At 70.2% G+C, this 19,148-nt stretch carries 21 protein-coding genes; 7 read left to right on the top strand and 14 right to left on the bottom strand.

Annotated elements, in window-relative coordinates; all coding sequences use genetic code 11:
• Nucleotides 1-22: 22 nt before the first annotated feature.
• Nucleotides 23-1,348: a dicarboxylate/amino acid:cation symporter gene (locus AB0M56_RS29075; RefSeq protein ID WP_364181480.1), complete on the bottom strand. Its 1,326-nt coding sequence runs from the start codon at nucleotides 1,346-1,348 to the stop codon at nucleotides 23-25.
• A 91-nt stretch (nucleotides 1,349-1,439) separates the two neighbouring features.
• Entirely contained in the window at nucleotides 1,440-2,069 is a 630-nt protein-coding gene (locus AB0M56_RS29070; protein ID WP_364181477.1) for a nucleoside triphosphate pyrophosphatase, read from the bottom strand.
• Between the two features lie 592 nt (nucleotides 2,070-2,661).
• On the opposite strand from AB0M56_RS29070, the gene AB0M56_RS29065 reads away from it, so the two are divergent.
• Nucleotides 2,662-2,802 (top strand): hypothetical protein, encoded by a 141-nt coding sequence (locus tag AB0M56_RS29065; RefSeq protein WP_364181474.1) that lies wholly within the window; start codon nucleotides 2,662-2,664, stop codon nucleotides 2,800-2,802.
• A gap of 328 nt (nucleotides 2,803-3,130) precedes the next feature.
• On the opposite strand, the gene AB0M56_RS29060 is transcribed toward AB0M56_RS29065, so the two are convergent.
• The 3 genes from AB0M56_RS29060 to AB0M56_RS29050 all read right to left on the bottom strand — a co-directional run bounded on the left by AB0M56_RS29060 (nucleotide 3,131) and on the right by AB0M56_RS29050 (nucleotide 6,933).
• Nucleotides 3,131-4,759, bottom strand: coding sequence for a DHA2 family efflux MFS transporter permease subunit (locus AB0M56_RS29060; RefSeq protein WP_364181471.1), 1,629 nt, complete (start codon nucleotides 4,757-4,759; stop codon nucleotides 3,131-3,133).
• A complete protein-coding gene (locus AB0M56_RS29055; RefSeq protein WP_364181468.1) occupies nucleotides 4,740-5,360 on the bottom strand; it encodes a helix-turn-helix transcriptional regulator in 621 nt (206 codons plus the stop codon). Before AB0M56_RS29055 ends, AB0M56_RS29060 begins: the two co-directional genes overlap by 20 nt.
• 262 nt (nucleotides 5,361-5,622) lie before the next feature.
• A complete protein-coding gene (locus AB0M56_RS29050; RefSeq protein ID WP_364181465.1) occupies nucleotides 5,623-6,933 on the bottom strand; it encodes an MFS transporter in 1,311 nt (436 codons plus the stop codon).
• 97 nt (nucleotides 6,934-7,030) lie between these two features.
• Here AB0M56_RS29050 and AB0M56_RS29045 point away from each other — a divergent pair, with 97 nt between their 5' ends.
• Nucleotides 7,031-7,642, top strand: coding sequence for a TetR/AcrR family transcriptional regulator (locus tag AB0M56_RS29045; protein ID WP_364181462.1), 612 nt, complete (start codon nucleotides 7,031-7,033; stop codon nucleotides 7,640-7,642).
• A 574-nt stretch (nucleotides 7,643-8,216) separates the two neighbouring features.
• Here the strand turns inward: AB0M56_RS29045 and AB0M56_RS29040 are convergent.
• Entirely contained in the window at nucleotides 8,217-8,432 is a 216-nt protein-coding gene (locus AB0M56_RS29040; RefSeq protein WP_364181459.1) for an acyl-CoA carboxylase subunit epsilon, read from the bottom strand.
• 8 nt (nucleotides 8,433-8,440) lie between these two features.
• Nucleotides 8,441-10,075 (bottom strand): acyl-CoA carboxylase subunit beta, encoded by a 1,635-nt coding sequence (locus AB0M56_RS29035; RefSeq protein WP_220246313.1) that lies wholly within the window; start codon nucleotides 10,073-10,075, stop codon nucleotides 8,441-8,443.
• A gap of 70 nt (nucleotides 10,076-10,145) precedes the next feature.
• Between AB0M56_RS29035 and AB0M56_RS29030 the strand changes: the two genes are divergently transcribed.
• Nucleotides 10,146-10,952: a GNAT family N-acetyltransferase gene (locus AB0M56_RS29030; protein WP_364181455.1), complete on the top strand. Its 807-nt coding sequence runs from the start codon at nucleotides 10,146-10,148 to the stop codon at nucleotides 10,950-10,952.
• 20 nt (nucleotides 10,953-10,972) lie between these two features.
• On the opposite strand, the gene AB0M56_RS29025 is transcribed toward AB0M56_RS29030, so the two are convergent.
• Nucleotides 10,973-11,389 (bottom strand): MarR family transcriptional regulator, encoded by a 417-nt coding sequence (locus AB0M56_RS29025; RefSeq protein WP_220246315.1) that lies wholly within the window; start codon nucleotides 11,387-11,389, stop codon nucleotides 10,973-10,975.
• Between the two features lie 81 nt (nucleotides 11,390-11,470).
• Here AB0M56_RS29025 and AB0M56_RS29020 point away from each other — a divergent pair, with 81 nt between their 5' ends.
• Nucleotides 11,471-12,016 carry an NAD(P)H-dependent oxidoreductase gene (locus tag AB0M56_RS29020; protein ID WP_364181452.1) on the top strand — a complete coding sequence of 182 codons (546 nt, stop codon included), beginning with the start codon at nucleotides 11,471-11,473 and terminating at the stop codon, nucleotides 12,014-12,016.
• Here the strand turns inward: AB0M56_RS29020 and AB0M56_RS29015 are convergent.
• Complete coding sequence (locus AB0M56_RS29015; protein ID WP_364181846.1) at nucleotides 12,006-12,305, bottom strand: winged helix-turn-helix transcriptional regulator; 300 nt, start codon at nucleotides 12,303-12,305, stop codon at nucleotides 12,006-12,008. The genes AB0M56_RS29020 and AB0M56_RS29015 overlap by 11 nt on opposite strands.
• On the opposite strand from AB0M56_RS29015, the gene AB0M56_RS29010 reads away from it, so the two are divergent.
• On the top strand, nucleotides 12,294-12,458 hold the full coding sequence (locus AB0M56_RS29010) for an NAD(P)-binding domain-containing protein (protein WP_364181844.1): 165 nt from the start codon (nucleotides 12,294-12,296) through the stop codon (nucleotides 12,456-12,458). The genes AB0M56_RS29015 and AB0M56_RS29010 overlap by 12 nt on opposite strands.
• Before the next feature lie 233 nt (nucleotides 12,459-12,691).
• On the top strand, nucleotides 12,692-12,994 hold the full coding sequence (locus tag AB0M56_RS29005) for a hypothetical protein (RefSeq protein WP_364181450.1): 303 nt from the start codon (nucleotides 12,692-12,694) through the stop codon (nucleotides 12,992-12,994).
• On the opposite strand, the gene AB0M56_RS29000 is transcribed toward AB0M56_RS29005, so the two are convergent.
• Nucleotides 12,968-13,666, bottom strand: a complete 699-nt coding sequence (locus AB0M56_RS29000) for an NAD(P)H-dependent oxidoreductase (protein WP_364181447.1) — start codon at nucleotides 13,664-13,666, stop codon at nucleotides 12,968-12,970. The genes AB0M56_RS29005 and AB0M56_RS29000 overlap by 27 nt on opposite strands.
• A gap of 70 nt (nucleotides 13,667-13,736) precedes the next feature.
• Here AB0M56_RS29000 and AB0M56_RS28995 point away from each other — a divergent pair, with 70 nt between their 5' ends.
• Nucleotides 13,737-14,720 carry a helix-turn-helix domain-containing protein gene (locus AB0M56_RS28995; RefSeq protein ID WP_364181444.1) on the top strand — a complete coding sequence of 328 codons (984 nt, stop codon included), beginning with the start codon at nucleotides 13,737-13,739 and terminating at the stop codon, nucleotides 14,718-14,720.
• Nucleotides 14,721-14,880: 160 nt separating this feature from the next.
• On the opposite strand, the gene AB0M56_RS28990 is transcribed toward AB0M56_RS28995, so the two are convergent.
• The 4 genes from AB0M56_RS28990 to AB0M56_RS28975 form a co-directional block, all read right to left on the bottom strand.
• Nucleotides 14,881-15,714 carry an NBR1-Ig-like domain-containing protein gene (locus AB0M56_RS28990; protein ID WP_364181442.1) on the bottom strand — a complete coding sequence of 278 codons (834 nt, stop codon included), beginning with the start codon at nucleotides 15,712-15,714 and terminating at the stop codon, nucleotides 14,881-14,883.
• A 67-nt stretch (nucleotides 15,715-15,781) separates the two neighbouring features.
• Complete coding sequence (locus tag AB0M56_RS28985) at nucleotides 15,782-16,759, bottom strand: hypothetical protein (RefSeq protein WP_364181439.1); 978 nt, start codon at nucleotides 16,757-16,759, stop codon at nucleotides 15,782-15,784.
• On the bottom strand, nucleotides 16,756-17,985 hold the full coding sequence (locus tag AB0M56_RS28980) for an MFS transporter (RefSeq protein ID WP_364181842.1): 1,230 nt from the start codon (nucleotides 17,983-17,985) through the stop codon (nucleotides 16,756-16,758). Before AB0M56_RS28980 ends, AB0M56_RS28985 begins: the two co-directional genes overlap by 4 nt.
• 77 nt (nucleotides 17,986-18,062) lie before the next feature.
• Nucleotides 18,063-18,929: an alkaline phosphatase family protein gene (locus AB0M56_RS28975; RefSeq protein WP_364181436.1), complete on the bottom strand. Its 867-nt coding sequence runs from the start codon at nucleotides 18,927-18,929 to the stop codon at nucleotides 18,063-18,065.
• Nucleotides 18,930-19,148: the final 219 nt, after the last annotated feature.

Below are 19,148 nucleotides of genomic sequence, written 5' to 3'. Positions count from 1 at the left end.
GCGATTTGGTCAGGCGATTTGGTCAAGCACTGACCGGCTCGGCCTGGACCTTGGGGGCCGGGGTGTCGCGCACCGTGTCGTCGAGCAGGCCTTCGGCGCGGGCGACGATGGTCGGGACCACGATCTGACCGGCGACGTTGGTGGCCGTGCGCATCATGTCCATGATCGGGTTCACGGAGTAGATGAGCGCGATGCCCAGCGCCACCTGCTTGGCGTCGAGGCCGATGAACGCGGTGGTGAGCGTGAGTGCGGTGAGCCAGCCCGTGGTGCCCGCGGTGGCGAGCGCGCCGAGCACGGCGACCACCACGATGCCCACGTACTGCCCGATGCTCAGCTGCACGCCCGAAAGGTTGGCGATGAAGATGGTGCCGATGGCGGGGAAAACGGCGGCGCAACCGTCCATTTTGGTCGCACTGGCGAGCGGGGTGGCGAAGGCGGCGTAGGACGGTTCGACACCCAGGTTCACCGCGGCCTGGCGGGTGAGCGGCAGCGTCGCGGCGGAGGACTGCGAGGCGAACGCGAACTGGATCGCCGTGCCGGCCTTGGCGAAGAACGTCGCCGGGCTGATCTTGGCGACGAACTTCAGCAGGATCGGGTAGACGACGAACAGCACCAGCAGGCAGCCGACGTAGACCGCGGCCGTGGTGGAGAGCAGCGGGCGGAAGAGGGCGTCGCCGTAGTTGGACACGGCGGCGCCGATCAGGCCGGCGATGCCGAGCGGGGCCAGGCGCACGATCCAGCCGAGGTAGCGCTGGATGATCTCGAAGACGCTCGTGGTGAAGTCGACGAACGGCTTGGCCTTGTCGCCCAGGCTGTAGGCCGCGGCGCCGATCAGCACGGCGAGGAAGAGCACCTGCAGGGTGTTGCCGTCGGTGAAGGCAGAGAAGAAGTTCTGGGGGAGCAGCCCGTCGATGAAGGAGTCCCACGAACCCCAGCTGCTCACGCTCTTGGCGGCCTTGTCGGCGTTCTTCGCCGTGGCCGCGATGCCCGCGCCGAGGCCGCCGGCGCCGGGGTTGAACAGCTTGCCGATCGCGATGCCGATCAGCGAGGCGATGAACGACGTGATGGCGAACCACAGCACTGTCCGGCCGCCGAGCCGCGCGGCCGTGCGCCCGCCGCCGAGGCCGCGCAGGCTGGTGATGCCGACCACGATCGCTGTGAAGACCAGCGGGATCACCGCGATCTGCAGCAGCGTCGTGAAGATTTCGCCGATTTCGTGGAGGACGTTGGTCAGCGTTGTGGCGCTCGTCGTCCGGGCGAGGACGCCGAGCGCCGCGCCCACGACGAGCGAGCCGATCACCGCGGCCGCGAAGACTCGAGGTTTGGTGTACGCGCGGAGGAAGGACACGAAGCCACCCCAGAGGTCGAAAGTTCCCGTTCAGGCCCGAACCGGGCCGAACATGAACTTTCTTCGATCACTCGGTGGAGTGAAAGTCTTCTCAGGATGTGGGAGGCGTCCAGAGATCCACGACACTCACGCCGACCTCGGTCAGCAGGCGGCGCACGAGCGGCAGGCTGAGCCCGATGACGCTCGACGGGTCACCCTCGATGCCCTCGACGAACCAGCCGCCGAGCCCGTCGAGCGTGAACGCGCCCGCCACCTGCAGCGGCTCGCCGGTGGCGATGTAGGCGTCGAGCTCCTCGGCGCTGGGCCGTCCGAAGTGGACGGTGGTGCGCTGCGTGCCGGCGGCTTCCTTGGTGCGGTGACCGTTCTCGACGCGGATGACGGCGTGGCCGGTCAGCAGTTCGCCGGAGTTGCCGGCCATCACCTCCCACCGCCGCCGCGCGACCTCCGGCGTGCCGGGCTTGCCGACCATCTCGCCGCCGATCGACAGCATCGAGTCGCACGCGACGATCACCGCGTCGGAGTGGATACCGGCCACCTCGGCGAACACGGCGTTGCCCTTCGCCGCGGCGAGCGCCATCACGAGCTCATCGGGCGCCGGATCGGTAAGCGCCGCCGCCACGGCGTCCTCATCGACGCCGGACACCACGACACTCGGCTCAAGCCCGGCGGCGCGCAACAACGCAAGACGGGCGGGGGACTGGGAAGCAAGTACGAGACGCACGGGTGAAAGCTACCGCGCGTAGCGAGCGTTGCCGAATTGTGACCTGCAACACCCGATCGTGGAGCTAGTTTGTTGTTGCTCGCAACATATCGACCTCAGCTCGTCTCGACGGTATCAAGGCAGATGCCGGGAAGGACCACGGTGCCGCATGACGGTCCGGGTGATGGAATCCACGCCGCCGACCAGGCTGCGCTCCGCGTGGTGGGCACGCCTGCGCGCGCCGAAACACCGCGACCCTGTTCGTGCTGGTGGTTCTGAGGCGCTGAAGAGCTCCCCGCCTGTGCGCGGGTGAGCTGTGCCGGTGACCGGCCGGTTGGCCCCAGCCGCACCTGACTGCTGACCCCTCGACGTTCTCTCCCGCGGTAAACGTGCCGCCCCTCGGCCCCGGCTCCCGCACCGGAGGCCGAGGGGCAGCACGTCTTTTCGGCCGTACTGGCCAAGTCCCGTGAGTGTGGGCTGGTTGGCGTCGGCGAGAACCGGCCCGTACGCTCGCTGGCCGGCGGCGGCCGAGGCCACGGAGGACGCGACCGGTCCGGCAGGCGGGGATAGGTCGGTGCGGCCTCGCGCCGCTAAGGTGATCCGGCTTGGTGGGTTGAGCCCGGCGCTCAGCCGGGTTTCGGCGCTGCGCATTGCTCTGCTGATCATGAATCTCGCTGCCACCCTCGACATCCGCGATGAAGATCTGTGTCTTGCACGTCCTCATGGCAGCGTCGAGCTGAGCCCACCGACCTGACAGCAGGGGGCGGCTACTCCAGCGAACGGCGTGCGGCCCGCGAGCCTTTGAGTCGTTCTCCAGCTGTGCTCTCCGCCATTAACTTGTGAGCCCTGGAGCCGGTGAGGACCGACCCGCACACTCACAGCCCAGCGGCTGCCGCCGTCTCGACGCAAACCGAATCCCGAGGCCTGATGGTGGCAGGTGTATCGGGCGGCTGACGCCGTTCGACACGCGATTACCGCTCCGCCGGCGCGGATGGGACGAGAGCCGCTCGAGTTGCGCCCTCGCCAAGCCTCGCGAGCGTCAGTTGAAGCCCGCGCTCACGAGGCTTGGCGTGCCTGCCGAGTCAGGCGGTGACCGGGGTTTCCGACGTGGTCGGGGTGGTGGCCGTCGGGGCGGGGCGGGGGGTCACGCGGCGCAGGAAGGCCGCCGAGAGGACGCCCAGGATGAGCACGGCGATCGGCAGGATCAGCGTGGCGCGGGCGGCGTCGGTGAGACCGTTGTGGACGGCTTCGGAGGCGAGGCGGCCCGCCTGGGCGGCGATGTCGGCGGGGAGGCCCGGGATGGGCGCGGCCCGGCCGGCGGAGGAACCGAACTCGCCGGTGGACGCGGCGGCGTGGGCGATTCCGTCGGCGAAGGGCTGGCGGTACTGCTCGGGCAGCTGCGCCGCGGCGGTGGTGGCCTCGTCGGCGATGGAGGCGCTGATGCGGGCCTGCAGGAGCACGCCGATGGCCGCGCTGCCGAGGACGCCGCCGACCTGGCGGGCGGTGTTGAAGATGCCCGACGCGGTACCGGCGAGCTGGGGCCGCACCGAGGCCATGGTCAGGTTGCTCATCGGCGAGAAGATGCAGCCGATGCCGAGACCGCAGACGAGCAGCGCCGGGATCAGCGCCCACGGGCTGGTGTCCGGGCGGGCCTGCGCGGCGATGATGCCGATGCCCAGCGCGAGCAGGGAAAGCCCGCCCATCACGAGGTACTTGCCGTTGATGCGGTCGGACGCGCGGCCCACGAACGGCGCGATGACGCCCGACAGCAGCGACATCGGCGCGGTCAGCACACCGGCGAGCGTGGGGCTCAGGCCGAGCACCGTCTGGATGTAGATGATCAGCGGCAGGAACATGCCGGTCATCGTGAAGCCGACCGTGGTGGCCGTGAGCGTGCCCGCGGAGAAGTTGCGGTTGCCGAACACGGCGAGCGGCACGAGCGGTTCGCGGCGGTTGTATTTCTGCCACAGCACGAACGCCACGAGCAGCACCACGCCGGCGCCGATGAACTCGAACACCGTGATGCCGGCGAAGACCGTACCCCAGTCGTACTGCTGGCCGTTCTGCACGCCGAACACCAGGCAGAACAGCCCGGCCGCCGACAGGAAGATGCCGATGAAGTCGAAGGCGTGCGCGTGTTTCGGCTGCCAGTCGGGCACGAGCAGCACCGTCAGCACGATGGCGATCACGCCGATCGGCACGTTGACGAAGAAGATCCACTCCCAGCCGAGGTGGTCGACCAGCACGCCGCCGAGCAGCGGGCCCGCGATCGTGGCCAGGCCGGCGACGCCGCCCCACGCGCCCATCGCCGGACCGCGCTTGGCGGGCGCGAACAGGTGCGTGATGAACGCCAGCGTCTGCGGCGTCATCAGCGCGGCGCCGAGGCCCTGCACGGCGCGCGCCGCGATGAGCATCTCGACACTGCCGGACAGGCCGCACCACAGCGACGCGCCCGTGAACACGACCAGGCCGGCGAGGAACACGCGCTTCGGCCCGAAGCGGTCGCCAAGGCGGCTGGTGAACAGCATCGGCACGGCGTAGGTCAGCAGGTAGACGCTGATCACCCACACCACGGAGTTCAAGCCGGTGTTGAGCTTGTTCAGCATGTTCGGCACGGCGATGGACACGATGGTGGTGTCCAGCAGGATCATGAAGAACCCCAGGCACAACGCGCTCAGCGCGGCCCAAGGGTTAGCTTGTCTTGCGTTCATGATTTTCCTTGGTGATGAGGCTGAGGGAGGGCTTCTCGTCCTGGAACCGGATGCGCCCTGAGGAAAGATCGGCCTGCAGGCGTTCGCACCACTCGAGCTCGAAAGCCCGGTGGGCGGCCGCGTAGCGGAAGTCGAGCCAGTAGATCTCGGGGACCGCGTTGTCCCGCACGTTCTCGAACATCACCTGGTCCGCCGCGACGCTCGCGCGCAGCAGTGTGAGGCGATGCTCCAGCTCGGCCAGCGACTTGTCCCGGCCGAGGTCGTCGATGACCGCCAGCCCGCTGAGGAACTCCGGGTACTCCTGGGCGACGTCGCCCAGCATTTCCCGAGCTCGCTGCTCGAACACGTCCTTGCCGGCCGCTGTCATCGCGTACACGGTCCGCTCAGGCCGCCGACCGTCGCGCTGGGTGTCGACGATCTCGACGAAACCGTTGTGCTGCAACCGTTCCACGGTGTGGTAGAGCGACCCGGCCTTCAGCTTCACGCGCTGGTCCACGTAGCGCTCGCGCATGAGCTGAGCCATCTCGTAGGGGTGCATCGGCTTCTCGTGGAGAAGCTCCAGCACGGCCACCCCCAGAGCGGTCAGCTTCGCCGCAACCATGGCTGTTGATCCTTTCGAGTGGTCCGGCGTGGTTATTCCATGTGGACTATATGCAATGGGACTATACGACTTCGCGCACTGGCGGGTCCAGTGTGATTTGCGCTGGTGAGCGCGCTGTCGCGCACGGTGATGGCAAGGCTTGGACCCGACCAAGACACCGTAACCGGCGGCACCGACAAAACCGCGGTCGCTGTGCGTGACCAGCGCAAACGACGGTGCCCGCCGGGCAAGGGGCGGCGGGCACCGAAAGGACTCCAGAACCTCAGTCGGCCACGTGCTGCAGCTGCTTCCGAGCCTCCCGCGCCCGCTTCCCCCACAGCGAGTACCAGCCCGAAATACCCGTGCCCACGGTCAGCGCGGCCGCGCTCAACCCCAGCGACCAGTGCACCCCCACCGCCGCGCCGAGCAGGCCGACGGTGAACCCGCTCCCGGCGCGCAGGCCGTTGGCGGAGACGTTGTAGACCCCGATCACCCGCCCGCGTTCGGCCGGTTTCGCCAGCAGTTGCACCACCGTCTGCCCGATCGACATCGACGCCAGGTTCGCGACGCCGCCGATCACCAGCAGCACCAGCGCCAGCGGATAGCTCGCCGTCATCGCGAAGAACAGGCTCGACAACCCGTAGATCGCCGTGCTGACCACCGCCGCGAACACGCTCGGTTTGATCCGGCCCGTCGCCTCCAGCAGGATGCCGCCGAGCACGCCGCCGGCGCCGTTGGCGAACAGCAGCACGCCGTACGCCGTGCCGGCGCTGCCCGCGCCCAGGTCCTGAGCGAAGATCGGCATCGCGCTCTGCAGGGACGCGCCGACGAAGAACGCGCCGAGCCCGGCCAGGATGATCATCCCGACCATCGTCGGGTTCGCGCCGACCTCACGCAGTACCCGCACCGAGTCGAACAGTCCCACGCGCGGCCGTGCCACAATGCCGCCGTCGCGCGTGTGGCCGGTGAACTTGGTGCGGAACAAGAAGATCGTGAGCGGCAGGTAGAACGCGACGTTCACGAAGATCCCCGCCACCGGCCCCAGCCCGAGCAGCAGTGCCGACCCGACGACCGGGCCGAAGAGAATTCCCAGGCTGCGGAAGGTCGCGTTGAGCCGCACCGCGCTCGGCAGCTCGGACGGGCCGACGAAGTCGTGCAGCATCAGCTGTTCGCCCGGACCCCAGACCGCGCCCGCGACACCGTGCAAGATCAGCAGCACGCACGCGCTCCAGACCTGCAGCATGTCGGTGAGGATCAGCACGCCCCACAGTGCCGACACGAGCATGAACAACACCTGCGCGGCCTGGATGATCCGCCGGCAGTCGTGCCGGTCGGCCAGCCCGCCGAAGTACACCGAGAACAGCAGGAACGGCACCCAGTGGCTGATCACTTCGAAGCCGGTGAGCGCGGGCGAGTGGAACTTCTCCCACAGCACCCAGTACGTGATGACGTGCTCGATGTTGTCGGCCATCATCGCCAGCGCCGCGCCGAACAGGTACGGGCGGCAGTCCCTGTTGTACAGCGCGGCGAACTTGCGCGGCGCGGTCGCGACGGCGCCGTCCCCGCCGCCTTCCTCCAGGACGTGCGTCGGCACGCCACACGCGGAACACATGTCGAGTGACCCCCTTTTGCCGCGGCCTACGCTAGACGCGACGTTGCGTCTTGTCTAGAAGCCGATTAGGCTCGCCGAGGTGGGAAACACCACTGCACCGGACACGCGCCGGCATCACGGGAACCGCTACGGCCGCAGCGAAGACGCACGCCGCGCCGTGCTGGAGGCCGCCGACGACCTGCTGGTGGAACACGGTTTCGCCGGGCTCACGATCGAGCGGATCGCGGCGGCCGCAGGCGTGGCGAAGCAGACGATCTACCGCTGGTGGCCGTCCAAAGTGGACATCCTGCTGGACGCGCTGGGCGACGACCTCGCCGAGGAGCTCGTGCCGCCCGACCACGGCGACCTGCGCCGCGACCTGCGGGAGCACCTTGCGGCTGTGGCGACCTTCCTGACCACGGCCGACGCCGGCGCGGTGTTCCGCGCGCTGATCGGCCAGGCACAGCACGACCCGGAGCTGGCCGCGCGGCTGCGTGCGGAGCAGATCCACGGGCAGCACGAACGCGACCGGCTGCCGTTCGAACGCGCGGTCGCCCGCGGCGAACTCCCCGCCGACACCGAGCTCGACTGCCTGGTGGAGCAGGCCATCGGGCCCGTCCACTACCGCGTGCTGGTCACGGGCGCGCCGGTCACGCGCGAGTTCACCGACGCGCTGGCCGACCGCGTCGTGAACGGTTGCACGGGCATCTGACGCCCGGCCTCAACGCGGCGTTGGTTGCGTTGAACGCACCGAATGCCACATTGGGTGCGGTGGGTGCACCGAATGGTTCCCGGGCCCGCGACTCGGCGTCCGAGCCAAGGCAGTCGGGATCCAACTCGATCGTTCCGGTCGCGCGCCGCCCCGTGGGATGCGGTGAACGACTCGGGCGATCCGACCGGGTGCAGGCCTATGAGTTCCTGGCGCAGGCCGCAACCGTCCCGCCACCTCGACGACGGTCCGTTTGCTCCCCACTGAGGCGGCCGCGAGTGTCCATCGGTCTGGGTCCAGCAGCGATGCGAAGTAGCCGTATTCCGGCACGCGGCAGCGCTCGGCCGGGCAGAGTTGGTCGTCGGTGATCGAGAAGGCGAGGTCACCGAGAATCTCGACTCGGACCACAGGGCTGTGCGGGTCCGCCAGATGCGCTGCGGGATGGACGGCGTGGCCGATGACGCCCATGAGGACGTTGTGCCACAACATAATTCTATGTCGCCCGACCGCACGCTCACCCCGGGTTCGGCTCGGCCGACCGCAGTTCAGCGCCGTGCTCGCGGGGACCGCGCGCGGGTCAGCGCGGCAGCGCCGAAGCCCGCCACGCGCCGTCGCCCGGCTGCGGCATCGTGCCCAGCCGCGTCGCGCGGTCGTTCCACCACGATGTCCGCCGCTCGGGCGCGGGCGAGCCACCCGAAGACGCCGCCACCGCCGCGACAACAGCGGTGAGCGCGGCGAGTTCGGCGTCGTCCGGGTTGCCGCGGACGACGCGGAGCAAGGGGCGATCGCTCACGGGAGACCTCACAGGGGGATGTTGCCGTGCTTCTTGGGCGGCAGCGTTTCGCGCTTGGTCTTCAGCAGCGCCAGCGCCTTCGTGATGTGGCCGCGCGTGTGCGCTGGCACGATCACCGAGTCGACGTACCCGCGTTCGGCGGCGGCGTACGGGTTCAGCAGCGTGTCCTCGTACTCCTGGATCAGCTCGGCGCGCAGCGCGTCGACGTCACGCCCCTCGGCCGCGGCGGCCGCGAGTGTCTTGCGGTGCACGATGTTCGCCGCGCCCTGCGCGCCCATCACGGCGACCTGCGCGGTCGGCCAGGCCAGGTTGACGTCGGCGCCGAGGTGCTTGGAGCCCATTACGTCGTACGCGCCGCCGTAGGCCTTGCGCGTGATCACGGTGACCAGCGGGACCGTGGCCTCCGCGTAGGCGTAGATCAGCTTCGCGCCGCGGCGGATGATGCCGTTCCACTCCTGGTCGGTGCCGGGCAGGAAGCCGGGCACGTCCACGAAGGTGAGCACGGGGATGTTGAACGCGTCGCACGTGCGCACGAACCGCGCTGCCTTCTCCGACGCCGCGATGTCGAGGCAGCCGGCGAACTGCGTCGGCTGGTTCGCGACCACGCCCACGCTCTGGCCGTCGACGCGGCCGAAGCCCACGAGGATGTTGGGCGCGAAGAGCTCGTGGACCTCGAGGAACTCGCCGTCGTCGAGCACGCGGGTGACGACCTCGTGCATGTCGTACGGCGTGTTCGGCGAGTCGGGGATGATCGTGTCGAGCTCGCGGTCGGTGTCGGTCACGTCGTCGAAGAACCCGGCGGGCTCACCCGGCTCGAAGGCCGGCGGCTCGGACAGGTTGTTCTGCGGCAGGTACGACAGCAGTTCCTTGACGTAGGCGATCGCGTCCTCGTCGTCGGAGCCGAGGTAGTGCGCGACGCCGGACTTGGTGTTGTGCGTGCGCGCGCCGCCGAGCTCCTCGAAGGTCACGTCCTCGCCCGTCACGGTCTTCACGACGTCCGGGCCGGTGATGAACATCTGCGAGGTCTCGTCGACCATCACCACGAAGTCGGTGAGCGCTGGGGAGTAGACGTGCCCGCCGGCGTTCGCGCCCATGATCAGGGAGATCTGCGGGATCACGCCCGACGCGTGGGTGTTGCGGCGGAAGATCTCGGCGTAGAGGCCGAGGGAGACCACGCCTTCCTGGATGCGCGCGCCGCCGCCCTCGTTCATGCCGATGATCGGGCAGCCGGTCTTGATCGCGAGATCCATGACCTTCACGATCTTCTCGCCGTACACCTCGCCGAGCGCGCCGCCGAAGACCGTGACGTCCTGGGAGAACACGCACACGGGCCGCCCGTTGACGGTGCCGTAGCCCGAGACCACGCCGTCGCCGTACGGACGGTTCTTCTCCAGCCCGAAGTTGGTGGAGCGGTGGCGCGCCAGCTCGTCGAGCTCGACGAACGAGCCCTCGTCGAGCAGCAGGTCGATGCGCTCGCGGGCCGTCTTCTTGCCCTTGGCGTGCTGCTTCTCGATGGCACGCTCGGATCCGGCGTGCACGGCCTCGTCGTAGCGGCGGTAGAGGTCCGCGAGCTTGCCGGCCGTGGTGTGGATGTCCGGTTCTTCCTCGGGCGGAGTCCCGAGCGGCTGCGTCGCACTGCTCATGAAGCGGAGCTTAGCTACCGCCAGGTCGCTTCGCGTGTGGCGTACGCCTCCCCGGGCATAGGCTGGCGGCGTGCTTCCCGTCCGCCCGCTCGGGCCCGCCGACCTGTCCGCCTGCCTCGATCTCGGAGCCGACCGCGACTGGCCGCGGGAGCACCGCAAATGGTCGATCCTGCTCGACGTCGGCCGCGGCTTCGGCATCGACTCCCCCGACGGCGGGCTCGCCGCCACCTCGATCCTGGTCGAGACGGGACCGGTCGCGTCGATCTCGATGGTCGTGGTCGCCGCTCGGCACGAACGTCAGGGCCTGGGCGGCCGCGTGACCTCCGCAGCGGTCGAGGCCGCCGGCGACGCCACGGTGTTCCTGCACGCGAGCGACTTCGGGTTGCGGCTGTACGAGTCGCTGGGCTTCGTGGTCGACGGCGGCTGCGAAGGCCACATCGGCGTGCTCGCCGACGACGGTGGTCCGGCTTCGCGGCCGATCACACCGGCCGATGTGGCCCGGGTGTACTCGCTCGACGCCGGCGCGCAGGGCTTTGCGCGAGAAGCGCTGCTGGACCGGCTGCTGTTCGAGGCCGAGCACGTCCACGTGACCGACGACGGGTTCGCTCTGGGCACGGTGCTGGACGGCGTGACGGTGATCGGTCCGGTGGTCGCGCCGGACGAGGAGCAGGCCCGGGCGTTGGTCCGCGGCATCGCGCGGGCGGCCGGCGGGCGGATCCGGGTGGACGTGGATCTGGCCCAGGCGGGCCTTTCCGAGTGGTGCCGCGCGTCGGGGCTGCTGCCGATCGGCCCGGCCCCCCGTCTGGTCCACGGCGGTCGGTCGCTGCCGGGCGAAGCGGCGCGGCGGTTCGCGCCGTACAACCGCGCGCTGGGCTGAGCTTGTCGAGGGGGTCGGCGTCAGGCGGTTCGGACTGACGCGATCGCGGCCGCCAGTGACGGGTCGGCGCCCGCCTTGTCGAGCGCGGCCGTGAGCGTGGTGCGGTAGGTCGTCTCGACCTCGGCGTGCCGGGCGCGGCCCGCTTCGGTGATCACGGAGTAGACGCCCCGGCGGTCGTCTTCGCAGAGATCGCGGACGCTCAGGCCCCGGTCCTCGAGGCGCGCGACCATGCGGCTCACCGAGCTCTGGTTCAGCCCCACCGCCTCGGCCAGCTCCTGCATCCGCAGCTCGCCCTTGGGCGCCGCGGCCAGCTTGCCGAGCGCCCGGTACTCGGACAACCCGATGCCGTGCTTGCGCTGCAAGGCTTTCGCCAGCTCCTGCTCGACCCGGGTGTGGAGCAGGAGCAGCCGGCCCCAGGCGTCTTCGTCGTTGCTCATCGGCCCTCCCCTTGACGACAGAGTACATGCAGTGACAACATTTGAATGCACATGCATAGATCTGACCGGGGAGAGATCGTGATGGATCGGAGCTTCTTGTTCCTGGCGGCAGCCGCTCGCGCCGGGGGCAACACGGAGATGCTGGCCCGGCGCGCCGCGAGGGAGATCCCCCGGCAGCACGAGCAAACGTGGATCCGGCTGCCGGAGGTGCCGCTGCCCGCGTTCGAGGACCGGCGGCACGGCTTCGGTGAGCACCCGGAGCCGGCGGGCAACGAGAAGGTGCTGATGGACGCGACGTTCGCGGCCACGGACCTGGTGATCGCCTCGCCGGTGTACTGGTACTCGGTCGCGGCGAGCGTGAAGCTGTACCTGGACTACTGGTCGGGGTGGATGCGGGTGCCGGGGGCGGAGTTCAAGGCTCGGATGAAGGGCAAGACGCTGTGGGGCGTCAGCGTGCTGAGCGAGGGGCCCGAGCAGGCCGACCCGCTGGTGGGCACGCTGGAGAAGACCGCCGCGTATCTGGGCATGCACTGGGGTGGTGTGCTGCTGGGCAACGGGAGCAGGCCCGGCGACGTGCTGGCCGACGACACGGCCATGAAGTCGGCCGCGTCGCTCTTCACCGGGTAGGCGTCAGCGACCGCGCGCGGGCAGCGCGCCTCGGGTGGTGGCGATGTGGTGCATGTTCGTCTCGCCCCCATTCGCCGAGACTCAGCAGTGCGGTGTTGAGCGCCTGCCCGCGCTCGGTGAGCGAGTACTCGACGCGCGGCGGGATCTCGGTGTAGGCCTCGCGGTGCACGATCCCGTCGTGCTCCAGTTCGCGCAACGACTGGATCAGCATCTTCTCGCTGATCCCCGCCACGCTGCGCTTGAGATCCCAGTAAAGCCACCCCGCAGCATCGGTGCCATGGAAAGGAATCCGAAGCAGGTCAGCGTGCTCGGGCTGGGGCGGATGGGCTCGGCGCTTGCGGCGGCGTTCAGGCGCGCCGGGTGCGACGTCACCGTGTGGAACCGCACGCCCCGGGAAGGCCGCTGGGTTCGCCGTGTTGGCCGACCCCGCCGAGGCACGTGAGGTCGTCGTCACCTGTCTGTCCACATACAACACCCAGCGGCCGGTGCTCGAACGGCTCCCCGCCGGGACGACGCTGGTGAACCTGACCTCCGGCACGCCCGCCGAAGCCCGTGCCACGGCAGAGTGGGCTTCGCAGCGCGGCATTACCTACGTCGACGGCGTGATCAGGGCCCTGCCGCAGGCAATCGGCACGCCGTCGGCCCGGCTTCTCTTCGGCGGTCGGCGGCGAGGGTGTGGCGCCGGAGCGGTTCACGCCGGTGGCGACGGGCTGGCTCGACGCCGTGGGGGCGAACCTGCCGCGGCTCGGAGAGGCGGTGGCGTCAGGGGACTACCGCACGGAGGTGTCCTCTGTGGACATCAACGTGCGCGGGCTGGCGCACCTCGTCGAGGCGTCACAGGGTCTCGACGCACGGGTGCCGGCGGCGGTGCGTGCGCTGTTCGACCGGGCGGTCGCGAAGGGCCACGGAAAGCACGGTGTGGCCAGCGTCGTCGAGGTGATCCGGCAGCCCTCAGCCGAGGTGAACGTCCAGGCCTGAGCGGCCGGGGGCGACTTCGGGCCGAAGCACCAGGTCACGGCCGTAGTCGCCGCCGTTCTGGGGGCGGAACGGGAGGGGCTCCGTGCATGCGAGATCCCGCAACCGCGAACGGAGACCGGAAGCGGCTGAAGCGAACGCGCACGCCGTCATGCGGTCCGCGTCGTACACGGCGAAGGGCGGTAGCACCGACATGCCGGTGTAGAAGAGCGTGCCGTGCTGCAGCCCGAACAGCAGGTCCGGCAGCGGGCCGTTGACGCCGCGCGGGCCGAGGGCCGGGGCGGGCGAGCCGGTGGTCACGACGACCAGTGCGCGTTTGCCGGCCAGCGCGCCTTCGCCGTAGCGGGCGGGGCGGCCGTCGGGGCGGTGGACGTCGTAGGCGTAGCCCTTCACGAAGACGCGGTCGAACCAGCCCTTCAGCGTGGCGGGCGTGCCGTACCACCAGAGCGGGAACTGGAAGACCACGGCATCGGCCCAAGTCAGCTTGGCCTGTTCGGCGCGGACGTCGTCCGGAACCGTCGCGATTTCGTCGACGACCGGGTTCCAGTGCATGGCGTACAGGTCCGACTCGCGCACGTCGTGGCCGAGGGCGCGCAGCGTCGCCAGGCCATCGTCGCGCAGCGCGCCGCCGAGGGAGTGCGGGTCGGGGTGGGCGAAGAGCCAGAGGACGTTCATGTCGTCAGGGTCGCTCCCGGCTTGGCTCGGGAAAAGTGGCCCGATGGACAACCTGTGAAAGAATCCGGCCATGTCCGTTTTTCGGCACCCGGAGAGGCACCACGTGGCGGTGCTCGTGCGCCACGGCATGCTCGTGATGGAGCTCGGCATCGTGCACCGGCTGTTCGGCCAGGCGCGCTCAGCCGAGGGCGAGCCGCTGTACGAGGTGGTCACCTGCACGCCCGAGCCCGGCGACGTCCGCACCGACTCCGACGTCGTCATCCCCGTCGCGGTCGGGCCGGAGGCGATCGCCGAGGCCGACACGGTGGTGATCCCGGCGTCGTCGCTCGAGTACGAGCCCACCGGCCGCGAGTACCCGCCGGCGCTGGCCGGCGCCATCGACCGCATCCGCCCCGGCGCGCGCATCGCGTCGATCTGCACCGGCGCGTTCGTGCTCGCCGCCGCGGGCCTGCTCGACGGCCGCCGCGCGACCACGCACTGGCGTTCGGCGTGTGATTTCCAGCTGGAGTACCCGCGCGTGAAGCTGGACCCGGACGTGCTCTACACCGAAGACGGCAACGTCTTCACCTCCGCCGGCGTCGCGTCCGGCATCGACCTCTGCCTGCACCTGATCCGGCGCGACTTCGGCGCGGCCGTGGCCAACGAGGTCGCGCGCGGCACCGTCGTCTCCCCGCACCGCGAGGGCGGGCAGGCGCAGTTCATCCGCCGCCCGGTGCCCGAGCCGCAGGCCGCCTCGACGGGCGCCGCGCGGGCGTGGGCGCTGGAGCACCTCGACCGGCCGCTGACGCTGCGCGATCTGGCGTCGAAGGAGGCGATGAGCGTGCGGACGTTCACGCGGCGCTTCCGGGAGGAGGTCGGAATCTCGGCGTTGCAGTGGCTCACTCAGCAGCGCGTGGAACGCGCGCGGCAGCTGCTGGAGGAGACGGACCTGCCGATCGACCGCATCGCGACCGACTGCGGCTTCGGCACGGCGGCGTCGCTGCGCCAGCACCTGCAGAGCGCGCTCGGGGTGCCGCCCAGCGCCTACCGGAGCACATTCCGCCGCACGGCGTGAAATCGGCGGTCCGTGGGGCACCCTTCGCCCGGGCCACCCCACGGACCGACCCCCAGAATCCGTCGAAGACGGGGGAGGCACGCCTTCGCTGCGATCCATTTTCCGGCGGGAACGGGGTGTTCGGTACCGACCTGACCAGGTCTTACAGAATCTGACAGCGTCAGGGGACGACGGTCACCAGCACGTACACCGGACGCTTCGTCGTGAAGAACTCCGTGCCCGCCGCGTCGACCATCTTCCAGCCGATCCAGCAGCGGCCCGGCGCGTCCGACGCCGTCACCGGCACGCTGATCATCACGTGCTCGCCGGGTGCGGTGTCGCCGATCAGCACGCGGTCGGGCGTGCGGCAGGTGCCCGGCGCGGGCGGCAGGTCCATGCGCTGCAGGTAGCGCTCGTGCCAGCGGACCGAACCCGAGTTCTCGAGCTCCCACACCTTCTGCACGGTCACGCCGACGTGCACCGCCGTGCCGTCGGGCACCGTCACGTCGGCGATGAACTTGGTGTTGTCGCCGGGGACGCGGGCGCTCGCGTCGCCCGCCGGGGTGCTCAGCTTGCCGGGGATGACGAACGCGGCCACCGCCGCGAGCACGGCGATCACGGCAGCGGCCACGACCAGCGCGTTCCGCCGGGTGGAGCGTTTGCGCGGCGGCGGGGCGAGGCGGACACCTTCGACGTCCGGCTCGGGACTGCGAGGCTCGGCAGGACCCGGCGCGGCCTGCGCGGCGACCGCGACGGGTTCCGGCACCGGCGGCACGCCCTTGAGCTCCACCCACCGCGCCCGCCACGGCTCTTCGTCCGCGCCACACGCCTTCACGAACTCCCGCGTGGTCTCCCACGACGGGAACCGCGTGCCCTTCACAGCCTCGTGCAAGGTGGTGTGGGAGATGCAGCCGGAGCGCTCGGCCATCTTGCGGAACGACGGGTTGCCGGCGCTCGCACGCAGCGCGGCCAGCTCCGCGGCGAGCACGTCGGCCGGGTCCGGCTCCGTGCTCATCGCTCTCCCTCGGTGTCAGATCCGCTGTTCCGGACAAGTCTGACACTCGTCGGGGTCCGGGCGACGATCAGCCCAGCGCCGCCGGCGACTCCGCGTCCGGCACGAGCACGCGCGGCACTCCGCTGCCGTCGGCCGGCACCGTCCAGACATCCGAGTGCTGGGTGCCGCGCGGAATGGCGTACGCGACGGAGCGCTCGTCGAGCCACGCCGCCTGGTCGTCGACGCTGCGGGTCTCGGCCAGCGGCGTCACGCGGCCCGACGCGAGGTCGAGCACCGACAGGCGCCAGCCCTTCGCGGGGTCGTCGTCGATGGCCGACTTGAACGCGATGCGCGTGCTGTCCGGCGACAGCGAGGGGCATTCCACGTTCTCCCGGATGGACACGATCGTGTGCGCCCGGAAGTCGCCGCGCACGAGGTAGCGGTGCCCGGCCGTGGACATCGTGGCGTAGAAGGTGTGGTCGTCGCGGGTGAACGTGACACCCCAGAAGTTGAGGTCCACGGCCTGGTAGGGCTTGCCGTTCAGCGTCACCGCGAAGTCCTCCAGCGACGGCGCCAGCTCGCCCGTGCGCGTGTCGAGGATGCCGGCGCGGGTGGAGAACACGCCGCCGTTGTAGGAGTCGCCGGTGACGAACACCGTCCACGCGACCAGGTTGCCGCTCGGCGAGACGCGCGCGCGGTTGGGCAGGCCGACCAGCGGGATCTCGCGCTTCGACGTGAGCCCGGAGTCGAGCACCGCCAGCTGGTACGTCGTCAGGTCGCCGTCCTGGCGCAGGCACAGGCCGGTGCCCGCGGCGGCGTAGACGCGCGCGCACGTCACCGGAGACACCGCGCGCGGGCCGCCCGGGTCCGTGATCGACACCGTGACGACGTGGCCACGCGAGGCGTCGGCCGTGCTGCGCACGAGCAGCCGCGGGCCGGGAGCCAGGGACACCGTGCCGGTGGCCGCGACATCGCGGTTGCGCGCCGCCGCCATCCCGACGTACACCGCCGCCGCGGCGACCAGCACCACGACGCCCGCCACTGCCACCAAGATCCGCGTTTTCATCGCGCCTTCCGAAGGAGTCCGAACGTCACCACGATCGCGAGCACGGCCGCGCCCGCCGCCACGGCCATCGACGGCCCGATGCCCCACACCTGCCACGCCAGCCCGAACATCGCGGAGGAAACGAAGTACGCCACCGCCTGGCCGGTCTGGATGAGCGAGATGCCCGTGGTGCGCAGGGCTTCCGGCAGCACCGGTCCCGCCAGCGCCATCAGCACGCCGTCGGTGGCCGCGTAGAACGCGCCGTAGAGCGCGAGCGACAGCACCACCAGCGGCCAGCCCGACACCGGCCCGGCCAGCAGCAGGTAGACCACGACCAGCGCGCCGTAGCCGCAGAGCACCACCGGCAGCCGCCCGAACCGGTCGGCCAGTGAGCCGAGCGGCGCGGCCAGCACGAGGTAGGCGAGGTTCGTGCCCACGGCCAGCAGCGGGAACCAGCCCGTGCCGATGTCTTCCCGGCGTTGCAGCAGCAGGTAGACGAAACCGTCGCCGATGGTCGCCGTCCCGAGCACGCACGCGGCGATCAGCAGCCGCCGCACGGGCGCCGACTTCAGCAACGCTGCCGCCGCGCGAGGGGACACCGTGCCCGTGGCCGGGCGGGGAGTGCGGTGGTCCCGCACGAAGAGGATCAGCAGCAGCACGCCGATCGCCGCGATGCAGAAGCTGGTGACGAACACGGCGTCGAACGCGTCGGTGCTCGAAGCGCCGACCAGCGCGAGCACGCCCAGCGCCACGAGCGGTCCCGCGAACGCGCCGGCGCTGTCCATCGCGCGGTGCACGCCGAACGCGCGCCCGAGCATGTCCTGCGGCGCCGACAAGGTGATCAGCGCGTCGCGCGGGGCGGTGCGCAGGCCCTTCCCGGTGCGGTCGGCGGTGATCACCGCGCCGATCGCGCCCGCCGACGCCCCGGCGGCGACGAGTCCGAGCTTCGCGACGGCCGAGATCGCGTACCCGATCCCGGCGATGGCCTTGCGCCGGCTCACGCGGTCGGCGAGGTAGCCGCCGACGAGCCGCAGCAGCGCCGTCGCGCCGGTGTAGAGGCCGTCGACGAGGCCGTAGATCGCGGGGCTCAGGTGCAGGCTGAGGACGAGGTAGATGGGCAGCACCGCCGTGACCATCTCCGAGGAGATGTCCGTGACGAGGCTGACGGTGCCGAGCGCGAGCACGTTCGCGGCGATCTTCCCTCGGGAGACCTTGTGCTCGCTGCGGCCGATGGTGGAGAGGTACACGCCACGCGCCCTTCTGGAGCCCGCGGGCGCGCCCACTGTGCCGAAAGTGTCCACAGTGGACGCGCCCGCGGGAGGGATCACTGCCAGACGTCGAGGATCGGCGACTTGCTCGCCGCGCCCGCGATACCCGGCAGGCCGTATGAGGCCTCCATGGTGCGCAGGACCGTGTAGTGGTTGATGGATTCGGAGTAGCTGCCCGGCTTCACGTGGGCGCCGACGAACGTGGTGTAGATCTGGTTGACCGAGGTGCCGCTGTCCTCGTCGAACGTGACGATCAGCAGGCTGTTGTGCGTCTTGGCCCACTGCGCGTACGAGTCGAGGTGGCTCTTGAGCCAGGTGTCACCCGTGCCGATCGAGCAGTCGTGCATGTCGCTGCACATGTTCGGCGTCACGAAGGAAACCGTGGGCAGCTTCGTGTAGTCGGTGGGGAAGCTGGAGTAGCGGACGTTGCTGGCCGCCGGGACGTTCGAGAAGTCCACCCAGCTGTTGTGCTTGCGCATGTAGGTGCCGCTGGAGCAGCCGGTGTAACCGTCGGACGGCATGGACTCCGAGTAGCCCTTGAACGTCTTGCCGGCGCCGATCAGCTGCTGGCCGAGGTTGGCCTTGCTGCCGAGGTTGGCGGGGCAGGAGTCGCTCGTGACGCCCTGGGTGGCGCCGGAGAACAGGGCGACGTAGTTGGGCTGGCTCGGGTGGGTGATGGCGAAGGAGCTGGTGAACTTCGCGCCTTGGCTTGCCAAGGACGTGAAGTACGGAGCGGCCGACGAGGTGATGGACGAGGCCTTCTTGTTCTCGAACATCACCAGCACGATGTGGTCGAACGCCGGCACGGCCGCGGCGGCGGGCGCCACGTCCGGTTCACCGGTGTTCGTCACGGCCGCCGTAACCACGCCGGCGGCGGCCAGCGTCGCCGCGGCGAGCGCGGCCACGATCCGCTTGCGGATCATGAGTCCTCCTGGGTCGGGGGGAAGGGCGACTCATGATGGGGACGCCAGCGGGCCGGGGCGTGCCCGGTCGGGGTCCGGCGCGTGGTCGGAAAATGAACAACTGTATTTTTGGCCCTGGCTCCGCCAGGGCGTGCGAGATCGCCTTTGAGCCGGCTTCCGGATGGGGCGGTCGGATCGGCCGGGGGCCGATCGACCGAGCTGCTCAAGCCGATCGACTCC

It is taken from the genome of Amycolatopsis sp. NPDC051372 (assembly GCF_040682095.1).
GTDB lineage: Bacteria > Actinomycetota > Actinomycetes > Mycobacteriales > Pseudonocardiaceae > Amycolatopsis.
The sequence above is the reverse complement of the archived record's forward strand: the minus strand, read 5'-3'. Positions and strand labels throughout refer to the sequence as shown.

Coding starts and splice junctions, on each gene's coding strand:
- AB0M56_RS29060 (WP_364181471.1), bottom strand. CDS start 4,759: ATGAACGCAAGACAAGCTAACCCTTGGGCCGCGCTGAGCGCGTTGTGC.
- AB0M56_RS29055 (WP_364181468.1), bottom strand. CDS start 5,360: ATGGTTGCGGCGAAGCTGACCGCTCTGGGGGTGGCCGTGCTGGAGCTT.
- AB0M56_RS29035 (WP_220246313.1), bottom strand. CDS start 10,075: ATGAGCAGTGCGACGCAGCCGCTCGGGACTCCGCCCGAGGAAGAACCG.
- AB0M56_RS29025 (WP_220246315.1), bottom strand. CDS start 11,389: ATGAGCAACGACGAAGACGCCTGGGGCCGGCTGCTCCTGCTCCACACC.
- AB0M56_RS29020 (WP_364181452.1), top strand. CDS start 11,471: ATGGATCGGAGCTTCTTGTTCCTGGCGGCAGCCGCTCGCGCCGGGGGC.
- AB0M56_RS29010 (WP_364181844.1), top strand. CDS start 12,294: ATGGAAAGGAATCCGAAGCAGGTCAGCGTGCTCGGGCTGGGGCGGATG.
- AB0M56_RS29000 (WP_364181447.1), bottom strand. CDS start 13,666: ATGAACGTCCTCTGGCTCTTCGCCCACCCCGACCCGCACTCCCTCGGC.
- AB0M56_RS28995 (WP_364181444.1), top strand. CDS start 13,737: ATGTCCGTTTTTCGGCACCCGGAGAGGCACCACGTGGCGGTGCTCGTG.
- AB0M56_RS28990 (WP_364181442.1), bottom strand. CDS start 15,714: ATGAGCACGGAGCCGGACCCGGCCGACGTGCTCGCCGCGGAGCTGGCC.
- AB0M56_RS28985 (WP_364181439.1), bottom strand. CDS start 16,759: ATGAAAACGCGGATCTTGGTGGCAGTGGCGGGCGTCGTGGTGCTGGTC.
- AB0M56_RS28975 (WP_364181436.1), bottom strand. CDS start 18,929: ATGATCCGCAAGCGGATCGTGGCCGCGCTCGCCGCGGCGACGCTGGCC.